At 42.1% G+C, this 17556-nt stretch carries 19 protein-coding genes; 10 read left to right on the top strand and 9 right to left on the bottom strand.

What is annotated here, in order from left to right; translation table 11 throughout:
• Window position 1: 1 nt before the first annotated feature.
• The gene (locus H9Y05_RS08525) at window positions 2-493 is read right to left on the bottom strand and encodes a hypothetical protein (protein WP_216714034.1); all 492 of its coding nucleotides are present in this window, start codon (window positions 491-493) and stop codon (window positions 2-4) included.
• Window positions 494-536: 43 nt separating this feature from the next.
• Entirely contained in the window at window positions 537-1346 is an 810-nt protein-coding gene (locus H9Y05_RS08520) for a LuxR C-terminal-related transcriptional regulator (RefSeq protein ID WP_163489893.1), read from the bottom strand.
• Window positions 1347-1460: 114 nt separating this feature from the next.
• Here H9Y05_RS08520 and H9Y05_RS08515 point away from each other — a divergent pair, with 114 nt between their 5' ends.
• Together H9Y05_RS08515 and H9Y05_RS08510 are read left to right on the top strand one after the other, a co-directional pair.
• A complete protein-coding gene (locus tag H9Y05_RS08515; protein ID WP_216714033.1) occupies window positions 1461-2183 on the top strand; it encodes a hypothetical protein in 723 nt (240 codons plus the stop codon).
• 476 nt (window positions 2184-2659) lie between these two features.
• Window positions 2660-3406, top strand: a complete 747-nt coding sequence (locus H9Y05_RS08510; RefSeq protein WP_163489892.1) for a hypothetical protein — start codon at window positions 2660-2662, stop codon at window positions 3404-3406.
• A 38-nt stretch (window positions 3407-3444) separates the two neighbouring features.
• Here the strand turns inward: H9Y05_RS08510 and H9Y05_RS08505 are convergent, their stop codons facing one another.
• The 7 genes from H9Y05_RS08505 to panC all read right to left on the bottom strand — a co-directional run bounded on the left by H9Y05_RS08505 (window position 3445) and on the right by panC (window position 8216).
• Complete coding sequence (locus tag H9Y05_RS08505; protein ID WP_163489891.1) at window positions 3445-4152, bottom strand: YjjG family noncanonical pyrimidine nucleotidase; 708 nt, start codon at window positions 4150-4152, stop codon at window positions 3445-3447.
• On the bottom strand, window positions 4130-4612 hold the full coding sequence (locus H9Y05_RS08500) for a hypothetical protein (protein WP_163489890.1): 483 nt from the start codon (window positions 4610-4612) through the stop codon (window positions 4130-4132). The genes H9Y05_RS08505 and H9Y05_RS08500 overlap by 23 nt, the downstream gene beginning before the upstream one ends.
• A 9-nt stretch (window positions 4613-4621) precedes the next feature.
• Window positions 4622-5269, bottom strand: a complete 648-nt coding sequence (gene upp, locus H9Y05_RS08495) for a uracil phosphoribosyltransferase (protein ID WP_163489889.1) — start codon at window positions 5267-5269, stop codon at window positions 4622-4624.
• A gap of 91 nt (window positions 5270-5360) precedes the next feature.
• On the bottom strand, window positions 5361-6092 hold the full coding sequence (locus H9Y05_RS08490) for a shikimate dehydrogenase family protein (RefSeq protein ID WP_163489888.1): 732 nt from the start codon (window positions 6090-6092) through the stop codon (window positions 5361-5363).
• Window positions 6089-6769 carry a DedA family protein gene (locus tag H9Y05_RS08485; RefSeq protein WP_216714032.1) on the bottom strand — a complete coding sequence of 227 codons (681 nt, stop codon included), beginning with the start codon at window positions 6767-6769 and terminating at the stop codon, window positions 6089-6091. Before H9Y05_RS08485 ends, H9Y05_RS08490 begins: the two co-directional genes overlap by 4 nt.
• A gap of 18 nt (window positions 6770-6787) precedes the next feature.
• Window positions 6788-7096, bottom strand: a complete 309-nt coding sequence (locus H9Y05_RS08480; RefSeq protein ID WP_163489886.1) for a rhodanese-like domain-containing protein — start codon at window positions 7094-7096, stop codon at window positions 6788-6790.
• Window positions 7097-7376: 280 nt separating this feature from the next.
• Window positions 7377-8216 carry a pantoate--beta-alanine ligase gene (gene panC, locus H9Y05_RS08475; protein ID WP_216714031.1) on the bottom strand — a complete coding sequence of 280 codons (840 nt, stop codon included), beginning with the start codon at window positions 8214-8216 and terminating at the stop codon, window positions 7377-7379.
• A 107-nt stretch (window positions 8217-8323) separates the two neighbouring features.
• Here panC and H9Y05_RS08470 point away from each other — a divergent pair, with 107 nt between their 5' ends.
• From H9Y05_RS08470 to rodA, 8 genes are all read left to right on the top strand, one after another.
• Entirely contained in the window at window positions 8324-9142 is an 819-nt protein-coding gene (locus H9Y05_RS08470) for a glycogen/starch synthase (protein WP_216714030.1), read from the top strand.
• A gap of 4 nt (window positions 9143-9146) precedes the next feature.
• Window positions 9147-10451, top strand: a complete 1305-nt coding sequence (locus H9Y05_RS08465) for a DUF4270 family protein (protein WP_216714029.1) — start codon at window positions 9147-9149, stop codon at window positions 10449-10451.
• Window positions 10452-10453: 2 nt separating this feature from the next.
• Window positions 10454-12307 (top strand): glutamine--fructose-6-phosphate transaminase (isomerizing), encoded by a 1854-nt coding sequence (gene glmS, locus H9Y05_RS08460; protein ID WP_163489882.1) that lies wholly within the window; start codon window positions 10454-10456, stop codon window positions 12305-12307.
• A gap of 4 nt (window positions 12308-12311) precedes the next feature.
• Window positions 12312-12656: an MGMT family protein gene (locus H9Y05_RS08455; RefSeq protein ID WP_216714028.1), complete on the top strand. Its 345-nt coding sequence runs from the start codon at window positions 12312-12314 to the stop codon at window positions 12654-12656.
• 121 nt (window positions 12657-12777) lie between these two features.
• Entirely contained in the window at window positions 12778-13575 is a 798-nt protein-coding gene (gene mreC, locus H9Y05_RS08450) for a rod shape-determining protein MreC (protein WP_216714027.1), read from the top strand.
• On the top strand, window positions 13572-14084 hold the full coding sequence (locus tag H9Y05_RS08445) for a hypothetical protein (RefSeq protein ID WP_163489878.1): 513 nt from the start codon (window positions 13572-13574) through the stop codon (window positions 14082-14084). The genes mreC and H9Y05_RS08445 overlap by 4 nt, the downstream gene beginning before the upstream one ends.
• A complete protein-coding gene (locus tag H9Y05_RS08440) occupies window positions 14085-15941 on the top strand; it encodes a penicillin-binding transpeptidase domain-containing protein (protein ID WP_163489877.1) in 1857 nt (618 codons plus the stop codon).
• Window positions 15941-17344 (top strand): rod shape-determining protein RodA, encoded by a 1404-nt coding sequence (gene rodA / locus H9Y05_RS08435; protein WP_216714026.1) that lies wholly within the window; start codon window positions 15941-15943, stop codon window positions 17342-17344. Before H9Y05_RS08440 ends, rodA begins: the two co-directional genes overlap by 1 nt.
• Window positions 17345-17556: the final 212 nt, after the last annotated feature.

Below are 17556 nucleotides of genomic sequence, written 5' to 3'. Positions count from 1 at the left end.
GCTATTCTCCTCCCAAACATTTTGCAGCAATTTCAAACAGGACTTCTTCCGACATGCTCATGGCTGCAAACGGAGTTGTATAAACCTTCATGATCTCCTCCAGTGCGCACGGGCAATAAACGGAAGGGTCGATACCGGAACCGAGCAATTCTCCCGAACATCCTTCAATAAATGCTGCTTTTGTTTCGTCTGTCCATTTCAGGAAAATATCGTCACCGGTTGTTTCACCAATCTGTAAAATACATTCCTCTGCCACAGTGTTCATCTCCTCATCGGTCATCTCATCAACGTATGCTGCATCCGGGTAGAGTACCATGATTTTTTCCATCGTACAGCTACAATACTGCAAAGCACCTTCAGGTGTAAAGTAGTTTTGAGCTTCCCCTACACAACTTTCAATAAAAATCTCACTGTCGGATTTGCTCCATTTTTGCGCCGATCCGATAGTGGGCACCAACACCATTGACACGGCAATAAAAAGTAGTTTCTTCATAGGAGCAAATGTACGTGGATTTTTGATAGGAAAAACAATTATTTCACACCCACCCTTCCCGGATTGCTTTTGAAACAAGTTCGTTCGGTGTGCCACACCCGGATTTCCGCAGGATATTTTTCCGGTGGGAATTCACTGTATACATAGAAATGCACAGTAGGTCTGCTATTTCAAACGATGTAAGTCCATTGACGATGAGTTTCAATACTTCCGCTTCCCGCTTCGTAAATATTTTTTTGGTTGGAATGAAAACGGTTGATTCAATCGGAACATTGTAAAACGAAGGTTCTCCTTCCAATCCGAGAAAGGACAGACCCGAAGGACGATTATCCGTTTTCATATGTGTAATGTCTGTTTGTACACCTAAAACGCGGATGACAGCCCCCTGTTCATTTGTCTGAACCGTGACTGTCTGCATCAAAATCCATTTGTACGATCCGTCTGCGCATTTCAATCTGTAATCATAACTGACTTTGTATTTCAGTACTTTTTCGGGGGGAAGCTGATTAAAAAATGTGGTAACCTGGCGCTCATGGTCAACAAACCGTTGTTTATCTTCCGGATGGATGTTTTCAAAGATTCGCTCAACGGAAAATTCATCCGGCCTGAATCCCAAAACACCTTCCACTGTGTCACTCACAAACTCCATTTCTACAGACGCAATGTTGACGATATAGTAATAGAAACTCCCGACATGAAACAGGTTGAGCAGTTTTTTATATACTTCCAATTCAAACGAAGGGGGAATATTTCCGTCGCTGTTCCTGGCAATCTGGTACCAGGTCTTTTTCATTTCATCATACCTGATCAACTCCATTCGTGCTTCTCGTTTAACCAGAACCTGTACATACATCAGATTTAGTGCTTTAAAGTTAGAAAAATGACGAAAAAAATCACTACAAATAGGGATTTTTTGTCATTGGACGCAGCACTATCTTTGTTGTGTATTTATTGAAAACAAAAACACATGAAAAAAGCACTACCAATTGGTGTGAATATGCTTGTAATTATATTACTGGTATTCACCACAGGGTGTAAGAAAAGTAAGAAGGGAGTACTGGAAATCAGGGAATATCAATATTATGTTTTTGATGACGGTTTGGGAGGACAATTTGTAGGTGCCCAGACCGGTAACAGTTCATTTTATTGTGTCGTAACAGGAAATGATATCGCACTACAGGATGGTGAACGTGTTACAGTATTGGAATCTTCCACTCCCGGTTTTGGCGATGTGTACAGGGAATATGTCTATCATGCCGGTGAATCACTCAAAAGCATGGGATACAAGCACAAAAACAAAGGATACGAGATGATCACTCCCTATGGGACATATACCCCGTTTTATATTTCTGAAAAAGAAAACAGTCGTGTACCCGGAAATAAAAGCGGGTTCGGTGTTATTTCCGGAAAATGGAGACACGAATCGACAGGATTTACCGTATGGATTGACACTGATAAATCGGGGAACGGAATGGTCATTGACAATGGTACGGCAATGCCGGATGGTGCTGTCGGAGGCTATTCAATGAAAGAAATCACCAATGCGGGAGGAACTACATACCGCTTTCTAAACCGCATTTATGACTACAATAACAATGGCACCTGGACGGATGGCGACTATTTGCAACTGGAAGTAAGTGAAGACGGAACATCTTTTAGCCTGGGAGGGCAAACTTATAACCGCATCTGAAAGAAAGCAGTCTTCAGGTAGGAAAATAAGGAAATTAAAACCGGAGCTACTACTCAAAGAGGGATCAATCAACAGGTCTCTCTTTTTTGATTTTAAAAAAATAACCAACAGATTCCCAATAAAATAACTACATATAGGTATTTTTTTTCAGGAAAAAGTAACATACATTTGTTTTACTACTTAAACATTTGTAAACAAACACTTTAAAACTAAAAAAAATGAACTGATTAACTACTATTACCTCGTCTCACTATACTACATTTTGAAATCCGCTTTTTTGAAAGTCACATTTCCACACTTACACATCCTGTATTATCACGCAGCTTAATTCTTTGGGAAAGAAGTCTGAATTGGTAGTATTTATCCTCTCATGAAAAACACGTGGGAACAACCTGAAAATACACGCAAAACGGGAGTAGGGAAAGGAGATGCCGAAAACCTTATAGAGTAGGCGTTGTTTTTTATTTCTAATAATTATGAGTCTTAAAGAAAGTTTTAGAGAATCGGTTAAAAAAAACCTGGGTTCTGCAGCTATTATTTTTCCTCCCACAAGCAAAGTTCAGCTTGGGGATTATGGTTTTTACAATCAAGGGGATTTTTTTGTCGTTGGTAACCTCTTTGTGAAAAGCGGAACGCATGTAAACGACTTTATCAATGATAAAATTGAAGAATCACCGGCATTCAATTACCTGATTAACAACAAAGAGGCTACATCTTTACCCATAGAAATAAAAGGAGAAGTCAATGAATTAGTGGGAGTAGATGTTGAATATAGCTTTAACTCTGAAAGCGGATTTGTAGCACATCTGACGAATACACGTACCGGAAGCATTTATCTTAACGATGATTTAAAGAACATACTAAAATCATTAAAAAATGACGGATCCTGGAAAAACTCATATAAATTCGTATGGCAAATCTGGGAAACTGAATTAAAGTTTGCATTTGCGCAATCAAAAGAATCAAAAGTAGTTCTGTCAGCAAAAGTATCACAAGAAGTTTCCCAAATAGCGGATTTGAAATTTGATTTTAATTTCATCAAATCACGAGCTACCAACGGAGAATTTTGGTCTAAAGAAGGAGTGAAATCTACACCTATTGCAAATTTTGCCCGGTACAATATGTTCGGATCGGTTAAGCCTCAGTTTACCAATAAAATGTCCGTAAGCGACACCAAACCATTCCAGGAAGACACCATTATTCCTGATAATTCATGGGAATAAGGAAAAAATGTACTTTGTGCAAGCACAAACGACAAGAATCACCCTCTAAACACCCACGGTAGTAATCCCGGAAGTTCATTCAGATCGCGGATGCGGAAATCATTTTTCTTCCGGCTGAGTTCTTCTTTGGGATCAAAGTGGATGCCGTGCATTCCTGCCCGTTCGGCCCCCATCACATCGATGTTCATGTCGTCACCGATCATGACTGAGTGCTGGGGCTGAGCTTCGGCAGCATCCATCGCATGGCGGAAAATACGCAGATCCGGTTTGTTGATCCCGATTTCTTCTGAGCTGACAATAACGTCGAAAAACGGAAGAATAGCACTTTTTTCAAGTTTTGTCAACTGTACTTCTTTGAAGCCATTGGTAATAATATGCATCTGGTATCCCTCCCCTTTCAGGGTTTCAAGGGTTTCAATTGTATTGGGAAATAACCCGGTCTGAAGCGGAGAAATCCGCAGGTATTCTGCATTGAAATGCTCGTGAAGTTCTGCATTGTTGATTCCCAGTTTCAAAAAAGCTTTCTGGAAACGGGTATCACGCAATTCTTCCTTGGAGATTTTTCCTTTTCCGTATTTTTTCCAGAGGTTCGCATTTACCTCTTTATACACCTGGTTAAATTTGAAAAAGCTCGGTAGCTGATGAACCGATTGTGTATCTTCAAACAGGCATTTCAGAGCTATCTCGGAATTTCGGTCAAAATCCCATAGCGTCCGGTCCAGATCAAAGAACAGATGTCGCTTCATTTTTTACAAAATAGACAAAACTTACCGTAATGGTATTGTTTAAAAATATACCGACGATCATCAATGGAAACGTCAATCTTCGTTTACCAAAGAATTTAGCGGTAATAATTGTTCCGATTGGAATGGAAAGAAGAAACGGTGCCCAAAAGCAAAACGGAACAATGCCGATTCGATTTTTTAGCCGGATAATTGTTTTATTTCGTTTGGTAAATGATTTCACAGGAACCACGTCGATTCCCGCTACAACAGCCATCCGGTATTTTTCCACCTTTTTTTTATGACTTCGTTTTAGAAAAAACTCCGCCGCAAAATAAAAAATGGTCATGGAGACAATTGCCCCCGCCGCATTTGCAATATATGTCTCAATATAAGACAACTTCATCGCCGGTCCCAATGCCGGACTGAACATGAACTTCACCATCGCCGTAAAGAATACGGTACTCAACGCTACCCACTGCATAAATTCTTCTTATAATTTTGTTCCGTAAGCCAAATCCCCTGCATCTCCCATCCCAGGAACGATATAAGATTGTGCTGTTAATTCAGCATCAATGGCCCCTACCCAGATTTCCGTTGTATCAGGTAAATGCTCCCGCACAAAGTTGATCGCATCCGGATGCGCAATCGCAGCCAGAATATGAATCTTTGCCGGTTTCCCCTGTTGCTGCAACGCCTTGTAAACAGTTACCATTGAACTGCCTGTTGCCAGCATCGGATCTGTAATGATCAATGTTTTTCCATTGATATTCGGAGCCGCAATGTATTCCACGTAAATTTCAAAGTCCTCTGCGGTAGAATGCTTTCTGTACGCCGAAACAAATGCACTTTCAGCTCTGTCAAAGTAATGCAGTAATCCGCTGTGCATCCCCAATCCAGCCCGTAAAATAGTTGCCAGAACAGGTTGTTCTTTTAACAGGTGCGTCTTTGCCTCTCCCAGGGGAGTTGTAACGACACGTGCTTCATACTCCAGCGTTTTTGAAACTTCGTACGCCATAATTTCCGCAATCCGTTCCAGATTTCTTCGGAAGCGCATCGGGTCTTTTTGGATCGAACTATCCCGCATTTCCGCAAGGAATGTATTAAAAACAGAATTGGTGTTTGAAAGGTCGTGAATCATTGCTTGTTAATGTGTCGCTAAGATACAATAAAAAGCGAAAGAAAACAGTAATTGAACCCGACGTTCGCGGATTTTATATTTTTTTACAATGTCACTGTGCCTGCTGCCAGATTTTCCAGGCCATCAGCGCCTGCTGCTTCAACATGGTTTCACCGTTCAGAATCTGTGCCCCTTGCGCTTCACTTCGTTGCAATAACTGTGTTTTAACCGGGTTATAAATCAGGTCCACTACCAAATGATCCGGTGTAAGGTATTGAAAAGGAAGGTCGATGCATGCCTCGCTATCGGGATACATACCAACCGGAGTACAGTTCACGATCAACTTACAGGCATTCAACATGTGTTCATTGATATCGGCATAGGAGAACTGGTTTCCCCCATCGGGATTCCGGGAAATAAAAATACAATCGATTCCAATCTGTTTCAGAACGTACACAACCGCCTTGGAAGCACCCCCTGTACCAAAAATAATGGCACGTTCGTGCTTATTGGTCAGAAAAGGCTTGATGGATTGATGAAAGCCGTACGCGTCGGTGTTGTGTCCGATTGTTTTCCCTTCTTTGAATGCAACACAGTTGACCGCTCCGATGGTGGCTGCCTCCGGGGAAAGTTCTTCCAGAAACGGAATAATTTCTTCTTTGTACGGAATGGTCACACTGACCCCCGAAAGATTCTCTTGCAACAACGAACGAATCTCACTCTTATCCTTCAGTTCAAAATTTTCGTATACCGCATCAATACCGTTTTCCCGGAAGAATTCTGTAAAAAAGGGTTGAGAAAACGAGTGTTTGAGTGTCTTCCCAATCAATCCGAAGCGTTTCATTTTTTCGTTTTTTTACTGGCCGCCTTATTGCGGATAAACTCAATAATGATCGGAATGATTGAGATCAGAATGATACCGAAAATCACTGTTTCGAAGTTTTCCTGCACAATTTCCAGTCCACCGAAAAAATAACCGAGTAACGTCAAGCCGACTACCCAGGAAAATCCACCGATTAAATTGAACCGGAAAAATTTCCCGTAACTCATTTCACCGATTCCGGCAACAAAAGGGGCAAATGTTCTTACAATCGGAACGAAGCGTGCGATGATAATCGTTTTCGGTCCGTGTTTCTCATAAAATGTGTGTGTTTTATCAATGTATTCCTGCTTCACTAATTGTTTGCCACGAATTTTCCATTGCAGCATTTTCAATCCAACCCTTTTTCCCAGGTAGTAATTCAATGCATCTCCGATCACCGCAGCGATCAGTAACAGGATAAGTACCAACCAAAGATTGAGTTCCGCTGTTTGTCCGTCTTTTGTAATTCCTGCGCAAAATGTTCCGGCGGCAAACAACAAAGAATCACCTGGAAGAAATGGCATCACTACCAAGCCTGTTTCTACAAAAATGATCAGGAAAAGAATGGCATAAATCCATACTCCGTAATTCAAAATCATTTCGAACAAATGATCGTCAAGGTGCAGGAAAAAATCTAAAAACGAATGAAGTACTTCCATCAGGTATCGGTTTATTAGTTATTCTAAGATTAATGTTTGGTCTACATACTCACACCAGGAAGTAATTCCGCCTTCCATGATCAATACATTTGAAAAATTGTAGTCAACGATCAATAAATTTGCCAATGCAGAAGCACGATTCCCCGATTTGCACATCAGAACGACAGGTTTGTCTTTCGGCAACTCTTGTAAGCGTGAACACACCTCAGCCATCGGAATATTGGTCGCTTGAATATTGACAAATTCATACTCGTACCGCTCCCGGATATCCAGGATAAAATAAGCGTCTCGATTTTTACTGACTTCAAGTGCAGAAATGCTTTTCATATTAGACAGATTTTGTGCAAAAGTAATCATTTCAACGTTTAATTATCAATGATTCAATTATGAAGTGTCAAATGTTGTATATGAATCTCTCTGATTAAGAAGTTTTGGGCATGGAATATTGACTGGTTGACTGTTTGATGTTATGAGTGATTGGCTTTATGAGTGATTGATTTTAAGCTACCTCATTCAAAATTCAGTATTCAATATTTTACGAAGCTTTGATAATTGAACTTCTCACTTCCAACTATTCACTCTCAACTATTCACTTCTCACTAAACAACTACCCCACCAACATATTGTCAATCAGGCGTACTTCCCCGCAATAGGCAGCAACACAGCAAACAGCTCCCGGAATCCATTTATCAGTCAACGTTTCCAGCGTAAGCGGATGCACAATTTCGACATATTCCGTTTTTAATCCTGCTGCATTAATCCGCTCAACCGCTTGTTTCATCAATGCTTCCGGAGAAGCATCAGCCACATGTGCTTTCACAAACAACAATGTAGTGTAAATCACAAGTGCCTGCTCCTTTTCAGCTTCAGATAAACGCATATTTCTGCTACTCAACGCCAGTCCGCGATCGCTTCTGACAATCGGGCATTCGACAATCGCAACGGGAATCTTGAAGTAGTTGACCATATAATGAATAACGGCCAGCTGTTGAAAATCTTTCTGCCCAAAATAAGCAGCATCGGGCTGCACACTCTCCAACAATCGTTTTACCACCTCGATGACGCCCTGAAAATGTCCCGGACGGAATTTTCCTTCCATCACCAGGCCAAGTGCCCCCAGGTCAATCGCCGGCTTCACATAATCCGAAGGGTAAATCTCCTCCACTGACGGTGCAAAAACAAACATAACGCCATGACCGGAAAGCAAATCCATGTCTTTTTCGATCGTTCTCGGATAGTTCGCAAGATCTGAGGGGTTGTTAAATTGCGTGGGATTGACAAAAATACTGACGATAATAACATCACATTGCTGTCGTGCCTGTTCAACGAGAGAAAGATGCCCCTCATGCAATGCACCCATTGTTGGTATCAGTCCAATCTTTTTTCCTTGTTTTTTCAGGGCAAAAACCTCGTCCTGAATTGATTTTACGGTGCTTATTCTATTCATTTCCCGTTTCTACAGTCTGGTCCAAATCGGCAAAACTATTTTTTTTTCTTGAAGTTCCGCATTTTTTTCTATATTTTTGTGCTGTTTTTTCAAACCAAAAACATCAGATGGAGAAAAAGAAAATACTTTTCATTTCACAGGAGATTGCTCCTTTCTTACCTAAATCAGAAATTGCATCGACGGCAAGAAGATTACCGCAAGCCATTCAGGAATCCGGAAAAGAAATCAGGGTCTTCGCACCCAAATTTGGCAGCATCAATGAAAGAAGGCACCAGTTACACGAAGTTATTCGTTTGTCAGGAATGAATATTGTGATTGATGATGCCGACCATCCGCTGATTATCAAAGTCGCTTCTATTGCTCAGGCAAGGATGCAGGTGTATTTCATCGATAATGATGAATATTTCAAACGAAAAACAAATGTTGCAGACGAAAACAACGTTTACTTTGAAGACAATGATGAGCGTTCCATCTTCTTTTGTCGCGGTGTGTTGGAAACAGTAAAAAAGCTTGGATGGCAACCGGATGTGATTCATTGCCACGGCTGGATGACCATTCCGATGGGGCTCTATGTGAAGAAAATTTACAACAAAGACCCACATTTTGCCGATACAAAAATCGTCTACAGCATGTACAATAATGAGTTTAACAAAAATTGGGATCCGCGATTAGCTGAAAAGCTTAAATTTGATGGCGTGGATAAAGAAACACTCAACAATTTTTCCCAAACGGACTTCCATTCCGTGACGGAAAATATGCTGAAATATGTGGACGGTGTCAACATTGCTTCTGAAGATCTGAACCCTGAACTGCAAAAAATCTATGATGGTTTGACTTGCATCAAGCAGGATTTCGTACCGGAAGAACACCAGCACAAAGTGTTGTCCGAATTTTTTGACAAAGTAATTGAAGAAGTACTTATATAATAGTATGTTAAAAAACATCTTTTTAGGGTGGCGGAAAGGAATGATTCTTTCCGCTACTTTTTTGTTTTTAGTTGGTATCGGGCTTACTACCGGCGGATGTAAGAAAAAAGACAACCTGCTGGGCGGAAAAGCGATTGATTCTGACAACCTGTTGAATTCAGGAGGGATTGATACCTTTTCACTGATCACTTATACCGTAGAGCAAGATAATATCAACACCAGCAATCCACGTTACGGTTTGCTGGGTATTTTAAACGACCCGCAATTCGGAATCGTGGACCTTGGGTTTTATACACAGGTACGTTTATCCGGGTTAAACCCGAATTTTGGAAACCCCTCTCTCATTACGATCGATTCCTTTGTGATGGCTCTGGAATATGCCGGAAGTTACGGTTATATGGGAAATCAAACATTCGAAGTATTTGAAGTTGATGAACGAATGTACCTGGACTCTGCTTATTTAGCAACGGAAGACCTGGCAGTGAAATCAGAAAACTGGGTGAACGGATCCGGTACCTATGACATGAATCCCAATGGAATTACGGTGGTAGGGAACGATACGGTTACAACGCAATTGAGAATCCACCTGAAACCGGCTAAGGCGCTGCAAATTATTCAGGATGCAGCTAATTTCCCGGCAGAATATGCCAACAACAGTTTATTTACCGCTAATTACCTGAAAGGGTTGTACGTAAAAACAAATGGTGTTGCACCTGCCCAAAACGCCGGAATGGTTGGTTATTTTAACTTGCTCGACCAGGACACCAAACTGATCATTTACTATAAGGAAAACGGTGCTGTTAAACCACCTTTCGATCTTGTACTCAACTCCGAATGCGCAGATTACAACCGGTACAAAATCAACAGTACAGGAAAACGGGTGGAGGCTGTAATTGCAGACTCAACCCTGGGGCAATCCGAATTTTATGTGCAAGCGGGAAAATACAGGGGAAAAATCAATTTCCCGACGTTGAAAAATTTACCGGACAATATTGTTGTGCACGCAGCTAAAATTTACCTGCCGATCCAACAGCTTCCGGGAAGCAAATTTTCAGCACCAGGTACGATTTATTTAGTCCCTCCCAGCCTGACTTCTACAATCACAGCAACTTACGACCCTTATACTAAAGGGTATGTAGCAGACCTCCGAAAGTTTGTTCAGGACTACAAAATAGGTGTTGAAACACTGGCAGAACTGACTGTTTCACCCACTTCTTTTGTATCCGCTGCTGACCGGATTGTTTTTAACGGGCAACTAACCGATAAAAAAGTAAAACCCCGACTTATCATTTCATATACCAAGTTTTAATTATGTGTGGAATTGTAGCTTACATTGGACAAAAGCAAGCCTACCCGATTATTATTAACGGGTTAAAACGCCTTGAATACCGCGGATACGACAGCGCAGGAATCGCCCTGTTAAATAATCAGCAGGATTTAAATATTTACAAACGAAAGGGAAAAGTTTCTAACCTGGAAGAATTTGCAACCGGGAAAGATATTTCCGGAACAATCGGAATCGGTCATACACGTTGGGCAACGCATGGTGAACCAAATGACGTGAATGCGCACCCGCACTTCTCTGAAAACGGAGATTTAGCACTGATTCACAATGGGATTATTGAAAATTATGACAGCCTGAAACACGAGCTGTTGAAAGCAGGATATACCTTCAGAAGTGAAACGGATACAGAAGTATTGGTTCACTTAATCGATGACATTCAGAAAAAAACAGACGTTTCATTTGCAGAATCCGTACGCCTGGCTTTGGAACAAGTCGTAGGAGCTTATGCAATTGTTGTCATCTCCAAAAACAATCCGAACCGATTGGTAGCGGCACGAAAAAGTAGTCCGCTGGTAGTCGGAATCGGAACGGAAGGTGACTTCTACCTGGCATCCGATGCTACTCCGATTGTTGAATACACCAAAGATGTGGTGTATCTGAACGATATGGAAATTGCCATTGTCGACAGGACAGAGGGATTGAAAGTATATAACATCAATAGCAGTGAGGAAAAAATCCCGTACATCCAGCAACTGGAGCTACAATTGGAAGCACTTGAAAAAGGAGGTTACGATCACTTTATGCTTAAGGAGATTCACGAACAACCACGCTCTATCCGCGATTGTTTCAGAGGAAGATTAAATGTAGCGGAAGGATGGGTTTCCCTGGGAGGAATCAAGGATTACGAAAATAAACTGATTGCAGCTCCACGCCTGATCATGGTGGCTTGCGGAACTTCCTGGCACGCATGTACTGTCGGAGAGTATTTAATTGAAGACCTGGCGCGCATCAATGTGGAAGTAGAATACGCCAGTGAGTTCAGATACAGAAACCCGATTATTACCGAGAATGATATTGTTATTGCCGTATCACAATCCGGAGAAACAGCTGATACATTAGCTGCATTGGAACTGGCAAAATCAAAAGGAGCAACTATCCTTGGAATCTGTAACGTTGTCGGCTCTTCCATTTCACGCATTACGGATGCAGGATCCTACACGCATGCAGGGCCAGAGATCGGAGTTGCTTCCACAAAAGCATTTACGGCTCAGGTAACGGTTTTGACATTGATGGCATTGATGCTGGCACATAAAAAAGGTACAATCAGTGAATCCAAATACAGAACATTACTCGCAGAGCTGGATGCCATTCCTGAAAAAGTACAAAAAGTACTGGATTCATCCGACAAACTGATTCAGGACATTGCCTCTTTGTATAGTAAAGCAACAAATGCACTGTACCTTGGAAGAGGGAATTGTTTTCCAGTCGCACTGGAAGGGGCTTTAAAACTAAAAGAAATCTCCTACATTCATGCAGAAGGTTACCCGGCAGCAGAAATGAAGCACGGACCAATTGCATTAATTGATGAAGAAATGCCGGTGTTTGTAATCGCCACACAAGGTCCTTCTTACGAAAAAGTAGTATCCAACATTCAGGAAGTAAAAGCCCGAAAAGGAAAGGTAGTTGCAATTGTCACAGAAGGAGATGTGCATGTGAAGGCAATGGCTGACCAGGTAATCGAAATTCCGAAAACGGATGAACATTTGGTTCCTTTACTGGCAACGATTCCATTCCAGTTACTTTCTTATTACATCGCGATTATGAGAGGATGCAACGTGGATCAACCGCGTAACCTTGCAAAATCCGTAACGGTAGAATAAACGGATGAACCTGAATGAACGACACCGTGACTTTTTCGAAAAGGTCTATGCTATTGTTCGTTTGATTCCGGAGGGAAGGGTAACTTCATATGGTGCCATCGCGAAAGCATTAGGAACTGCTTCTTCTTCCCGCATGGTTGGATGGGCAATGAATGCCGCGCACTCCAAAGAAGACGTTCCCGCTCATCGGGTGGTCAATAGAAACGGGTTATTAACCGGAAAGATGCATTTTTCAACACCGGATGAGATGGAGCGATTACTCCGATTGGAAGGAGTAGAGGTAAAAGATGATAAAGTCATTCAGTTTAAGGAATTATTTTGGGATCCTTATTCAGAAATTTCAGTCTGACGCCATTCCGGTGTATGAATTGAAAAAGTATTTTTCAATTGTCTGCTTATATGTTGAGGCTTTATTATCTTTGTAAATTATGCGGAATCTCATTGCTTTTTTAAGGCGTTTTCAAATATTTTTGGTCTTTGCAGTATTGCAGGTTATTGCATTGTCATTCTATTTCTCATTTTTTTACTATCCACGATCTCAATACCTTACTACAACAGCAACTGTCAATGCAAAAATCTGGGAAGCACGCAATGCCGTTACCAAACAACTGAAATTGAGTCATACCAATACGGAATTGCAAAAAAGCAACGCCGAACTGATGAAGAAGCTCCCTCAAAGTTTCATGCGGATCGATGATAACCTGGTAAAAATAAATGACACCCTTTACCGTCAGCAATATGAATACATCCCTGCTGAAGTGATTAATTCTACTGTAGAAAAGCGCAATAATTACTTTACGATCAATGTCGGTTCAATCCACGGCGTAGAAAGAGGATTGGGAGTGATTTCCGACAACGGAGTTGTGGGTGTAATTCACCGGTGCAGCGAACATTATTCCATTGTCAAATCAGTACTGACGGAAAACATCAACATCAGTGTTGTCATTGAAGACATGGGACTCTACGGATTATTGAAATGGGATGGAATGGATCCAAGAAGAGGTTCTGTAGCCGGAATTTCCAATGACCTGCACATCAAAAAATGGTCGAAAGTAGTAACCCGCGAAGGAACCGGAATTTTTCCGAAAGGAATCATGGTCGGAAAAGTTGAAAAATTAAAAAATGTAGAAGGAGAAGCGTTCTGGGATGTCTCTATTCTATTCTCCGAAGATTACAGAAAACTGCAACGTGTATATGTCGTAAAAAATTTGTTGGCCACTGAACAACAAAAATTGGAACGCTTAATTCCCCGGGACCCGAAAGAATGAGAATCATATTCATCCATAGCATTCGTTTTATACTGTTTGTATTATTACAGGCACTTGTTTTCAATCAGCTGGAAATCGGGTTGGGCATTCATCCGATGATCTATCCGTTGTTTATCATGTTACTGCCATTCAACACGAATTCGGTTTTATTACTGGTACTTGCATTCGGAATGGGGCTTTCCATTGACGTGCTTTCAAATACCGGAGGACTGCACGCCTCTTCCCTGCTTGCATTTGCGCTATTCCGTCCGGTCATTTTCAAAGCATTCAGTCCACGGGATGGTTATGACCCCACCAAAGAAGGTTCGATATACGAAATGGGGCAACGGTGGTTCTTATACAGCTTCGGCACCCTATTGCTGATTCATCACCTGTGGTTCTTCTTTATGGAAGTATTTAAATTCAGTGAGTTATTGTACGTCGTGCGAAAACTGGCCTTCACCCTGCCGGTCTCATACTCCCTGGTGATCCTGCTCCAGTTTTTGTTCCTCAAACGAAACAAGTCATAAATGAACTTCGACAACCGTAAATATGTCATCATTATTTTTGTTGCACTGATCGGTGTGGTGTATATCCTCCGTTTGTTTCAGATGCAGGTTGTAGATGATCAATGGAAAGTACGTGCCCAGGAAATTGCTGAAAAACGAAGGTACATTACCCCTCCCCGCGCTGTTATGTTTGACAGGAACGGGAAAAAAGTCGTATCCAACAAAGCGTATTACAACTTAATGTTTGTAGAAAAGGACATTGAAGACCTGGATACAATCGCCTTTGCAAAACTTGTCGGGATGACTCCTGAGGAAGTAAAAAAACGGTTCATCGAAATCCGTGAGCGGGAAGGTTATTTCACCCGTAAAGACGGAAAGAAAATACCCAATTACCAACCTGTACGTCCCTACCCTTTTTTAAAGGAATTGACTGCCGATGAAATCGCGATGATTGCACCTCACCTGGACAAATACCCTGGTTTTTACGAGCAGGTGACAAGCATGCGGGACTATCCCTATGCCGGTGGTGCGAACATTTTAGGCTACCTGGCGGAAACAAATCGGGAAGAAATTGAAAAAGACAAATTCTACCGCTCAGGAGATAACATCGGGAAAGCAGGTATTGAAAAATATTATGAAAAGGAACTTCGCGGACAAAAAGGAGTACACTACATTGTCACTTCAGCGTTGAATAACGCCATTGAGTCCTATGCCGGTGGTAAATACGATACGATGGCCATTCAGGCACCTTCACTCAAGCTCGGTATGGACATCGAATTGCAGGTATACGGGGAATTGCTGATGAAAAATAAGATGGGTTGTATTGTAGCGATAGAACCTTCCTCCGGGGAAATTTTGGCGATGGTCTCCGCGCCGTCTTATGACCCCAACTTGTTTGTAGGAAAATCCAACATCGCTAAAAACTACCCGATCCTGGTAAACGATCCGAAAAAACCTTTATTCCCGCGTCCATTACAGGCGGAATATCCCCCGGGATCGATTTTCAAACTCACACAGGCACTCATTGGTATGCAGGAAGGTGTCATTGACGAAAATGCATCGTTTCCGTGTACACAAAGCATGGTGGGCTGTCACTCCCATCCGCAGGCAACGAGTATATCAAAGGCCATTCAAATGTCTTGCAACCCTTATTTTTACTACGTAACCCGAAAAATTATTCAACAGGGGAAAAAGAAAAACATATTTGCAGACGCCGAAATAGGACTGGGTAAATGGGAGGAATACCTCCACAGCTTCGGGCTCGGGATGAAACTGGATTCCGACATTGCTGCCATCCGGCCGGGATTGATTCCGGGTCCAAAATTTTATGATAAATGGTACGGGCACCATGCCTGGGCATTCTCAACCATCCGGTCTGTTTCCATCGGACAAGGAGAGGTGAAATTAACCCCGCTCCAGATGGCAAACCTGTCTGCGATCATGGCCAATCGCGGGTGGTACATTACCCCGCATGTCGTAAAATCAATCGGAGATAACGGACCATTGTCACAGTTCAATGTCGTTCACAAAACATTAATTGACCCCAAATATTACCCTCCTGTTGTGGAAGGAATGCGCATGGCTGTAAACGAAGCGGGGGGAACGGCACGACGAGCGAAAATCGAAGGAATCACTGTTTGCGGAAAAACCGGTACAGCGCAAAACCCACACGGTGAAGATCACTCCGTCTTTATTGCGTTCGCACCAATGGACAACCCGAAAATAGCCATTTCCGTCTTCATTGAAAATGCCGGTTTCGGAGGAACATGGGCCGCACCGATTGCCAGTCTGATGATTGAAAAATACCTTACTGGTGAAGTGAAAGACAAAGAAAAAGAAAAACGGATTCTGGATGCTGTACTGGATAATATCAAATAATGAGACAGGGCGATAAACTCACAAGCAATATTGACTGGCCGATTTTATTGGTGTACTTCCTGATTCTCGGAATGGGATTGATGACCGTTTATTCCACTGCTTACGATGCCGAACATCCGAACATCCTTGATTTTTCTATGCTCTACGGGCGGCAGGTTATGTGGATTGGCGTTTCACTCTTCCTGGGACTTGTTGTCTTTCTGATCGACTCGGAAATATACCGGAAATTCTCAATTCCTATCTACATCGGAACGCTCATGTTGCTGGTAGTAGTACTGTTTACACCACCAATCAACGGGGCCCGTGCATGGCTGGGAGTAGGGTCTTTTGGTATTCAACCCGCAGAGTTTGCAAAGATCGGAACGGCCATTCTGCTGGCTAACTACATCAATCGGATGAACATCAAGCAACAGAACGTAAAAAATGTCCTGACCTGTCTGGCCATCATCATCATTCCGATGGGACTGATTATTCTGCAACCCGATGCGGGAACGTTTGTTGTATTCACTTCGTTTTTCTTCGTTTTATACAGGGAAGGAATTACATTTGATCCGATTGTCCTCTCCCTCATCAATCTCATCCCGGGAGTGAAATTCAAACAAACCTGGATCGGAACACACTTTATCCCGCTCCTGTTCATCATTGTAATCATATCCGTTGTCACATTACTGTTGAGTAAAACCACATTTGATCTCGCTTTCGTGGGCCTGTATGAATTGCCTTCTATTTTTGGAATCATTGCCGCTTATTTTATCATTGGTCTCTTATTTTATGTAGTGGGCAGAACGATTGTCGGAAACCGGAATAAGCGGAGATTGTTATTCATCGTGATTTTATCCTTTAGCATCGTCTCATTCCTGTCCGCATCTATCTCCACCGTATTCAGTCACCTGAAACAACACCAGAAGAATCGCATTGAGTTGCTACTTGGATTGAATGAAGAAGATCAGCGGGACGGAGACGACTACAACAGGAACCGCGCTATGACAGCAGTAGGCTCAGGCGGACTAACCGGTAAAGGATATAAAAAAGCAACGCTCGCATCTGTCGAATCCAATCACGTTCCCGAAAGTGAAACCGACTTCATCTTCTGTCCGTTTGCCGAAGAGTGGGGATTTGTCGGAACATCCGTACTGATGGGACTGTATTTATTCCTGCTCCTGCGCATTGTATATATTGCCGAGCGACAACGTTCTGTTTACAACCGGGTGTATGCATATTCGGTCGGAATGATTCTCTTCTATCACTTTGCCATCAATATCGGAATGAACATCGGCCTGGCTCCTGTCATCGGGATCCCGTTGCCCTTCTTTAGCTACGGAGGATCATCCATGATGTCCTTTTCTGCCATGTTCTTCATTTTATTAAAGTTAGACAGCCAGCGAAGAGATACGCTGTTTTAAACGACTTGTTCTCCAATCTATCAATCATTTGCATCGTTGAATCAATTTTCGGGAATATTTTCACCTGAAGTCCGGAGTTCCCTGTATCAACTACCTAAAAACCATGCAAATTGGCACTACATCATCTTCCGAATCTTTAGAACCGGCTCTCTAAAAAAAAGCTTTATCCAATATCCGTTGTTAACAAGTTATGATCAATACAGGGAAATCTT

This window comes from Taishania pollutisoli, assembly GCF_014518315.1.
In the GTDB taxonomy this organism is placed as follows: Bacteria; Bacteroidota; Bacteroidia; order Flavobacteriales_D; family Crocinitomicaceae; genus Taishania; species Taishania pollutisoli.
The sequence above is the reverse complement of the archived record's forward strand: the minus strand, read 5'-3'. Positions and strand labels throughout refer to the sequence as shown.

What these genes read in the sequence shown, in the direction of transcription:
- H9Y05_RS08525 (WP_216714034.1), bottom strand. Translation starts at nt 493, where the DNA reads ATGAAGAAACTACTTTTTATTGCCGTGTCAATGGTGTTGGTGCCCACT.
- H9Y05_RS08520 (WP_163489893.1), bottom strand. Translation starts at nt 1,346, where the DNA reads ATGTATGTACAGGTTCTGGTTAAACGAGAAGCACGAATGGAGTTGATC.
- H9Y05_RS08515 (WP_216714033.1), top strand. Translation starts at nt 1,461, where the DNA reads ATGAAAAAAGCACTACCAATTGGTGTGAATATGCTTGTAATTATATTA.
- H9Y05_RS08510 (WP_163489892.1), top strand. Translation starts at nt 2,660, where the DNA reads ATGAGTCTTAAAGAAAGTTTTAGAGAATCGGTTAAAAAAAACCTGGGT.
- H9Y05_RS08505 (WP_163489891.1), bottom strand. Translation starts at nt 4,152, where the DNA reads ATGAAGCGACATCTGTTCTTTGATCTGGACCGGACGCTATGGGATTTT.
- H9Y05_RS08500 (WP_163489890.1), bottom strand. Translation starts at nt 4,612, where the DNA reads ATGCAGTGGGTAGCGTTGAGTACCGTATTCTTTACGGCGATGGTGAAG.
- upp (WP_163489889.1), bottom strand. Translation starts at nt 5,269, where the DNA reads ATGATTCACGACCTTTCAAACACCAATTCTGTTTTTAATACATTCCTT.
- H9Y05_RS08490 (WP_163489888.1), bottom strand. Translation starts at nt 6,092, where the DNA reads ATGAAACGCTTCGGATTGATTGGGAAGACACTCAAACACTCGTTTTCT.
- H9Y05_RS08485 (WP_216714032.1), bottom strand. Translation starts at nt 6,769, where the DNA reads ATGGAAGTACTTCATTCGTTTTTAGATTTTTTCCTGCACCTTGACGAT.
- H9Y05_RS08480 (WP_163489886.1), bottom strand. Translation starts at nt 7,096, where the DNA reads ATGAAAAGCATTTCTGCACTTGAAGTCAGTAAAAATCGAGACGCTTAT.
- panC (WP_216714031.1), bottom strand. Translation starts at nt 8,216, where the DNA reads ATGAATAGAATAAGCACCGTAAAATCAATTCAGGACGAGGTTTTTGCC.
- H9Y05_RS08470 (WP_216714030.1), top strand. Translation starts at nt 8,324, where the DNA reads ATGGAGAAAAAGAAAATACTTTTCATTTCACAGGAGATTGCTCCTTTC.
- H9Y05_RS08465 (WP_216714029.1), top strand. Translation starts at nt 9,147, where the DNA reads ATGTTAAAAAACATCTTTTTAGGGTGGCGGAAAGGAATGATTCTTTCC.
- glmS (WP_163489882.1), top strand. Translation starts at nt 10,454, where the DNA reads ATGTGTGGAATTGTAGCTTACATTGGACAAAAGCAAGCCTACCCGATT.
- H9Y05_RS08455 (WP_216714028.1), top strand. Translation starts at nt 12,312, where the DNA reads ATGAACCTGAATGAACGACACCGTGACTTTTTCGAAAAGGTCTATGCT.
- H9Y05_RS08445 (WP_163489878.1), top strand. Translation starts at nt 13,572, where the DNA reads ATGAGAATCATATTCATCCATAGCATTCGTTTTATACTGTTTGTATTA.
- H9Y05_RS08440 (WP_163489877.1), top strand. Translation starts at nt 14,085, where the DNA reads ATGAACTTCGACAACCGTAAATATGTCATCATTATTTTTGTTGCACTG.
- rodA (WP_216714026.1), top strand. Translation starts at nt 15,941, where the DNA reads ATGAGACAGGGCGATAAACTCACAAGCAATATTGACTGGCCGATTTTA.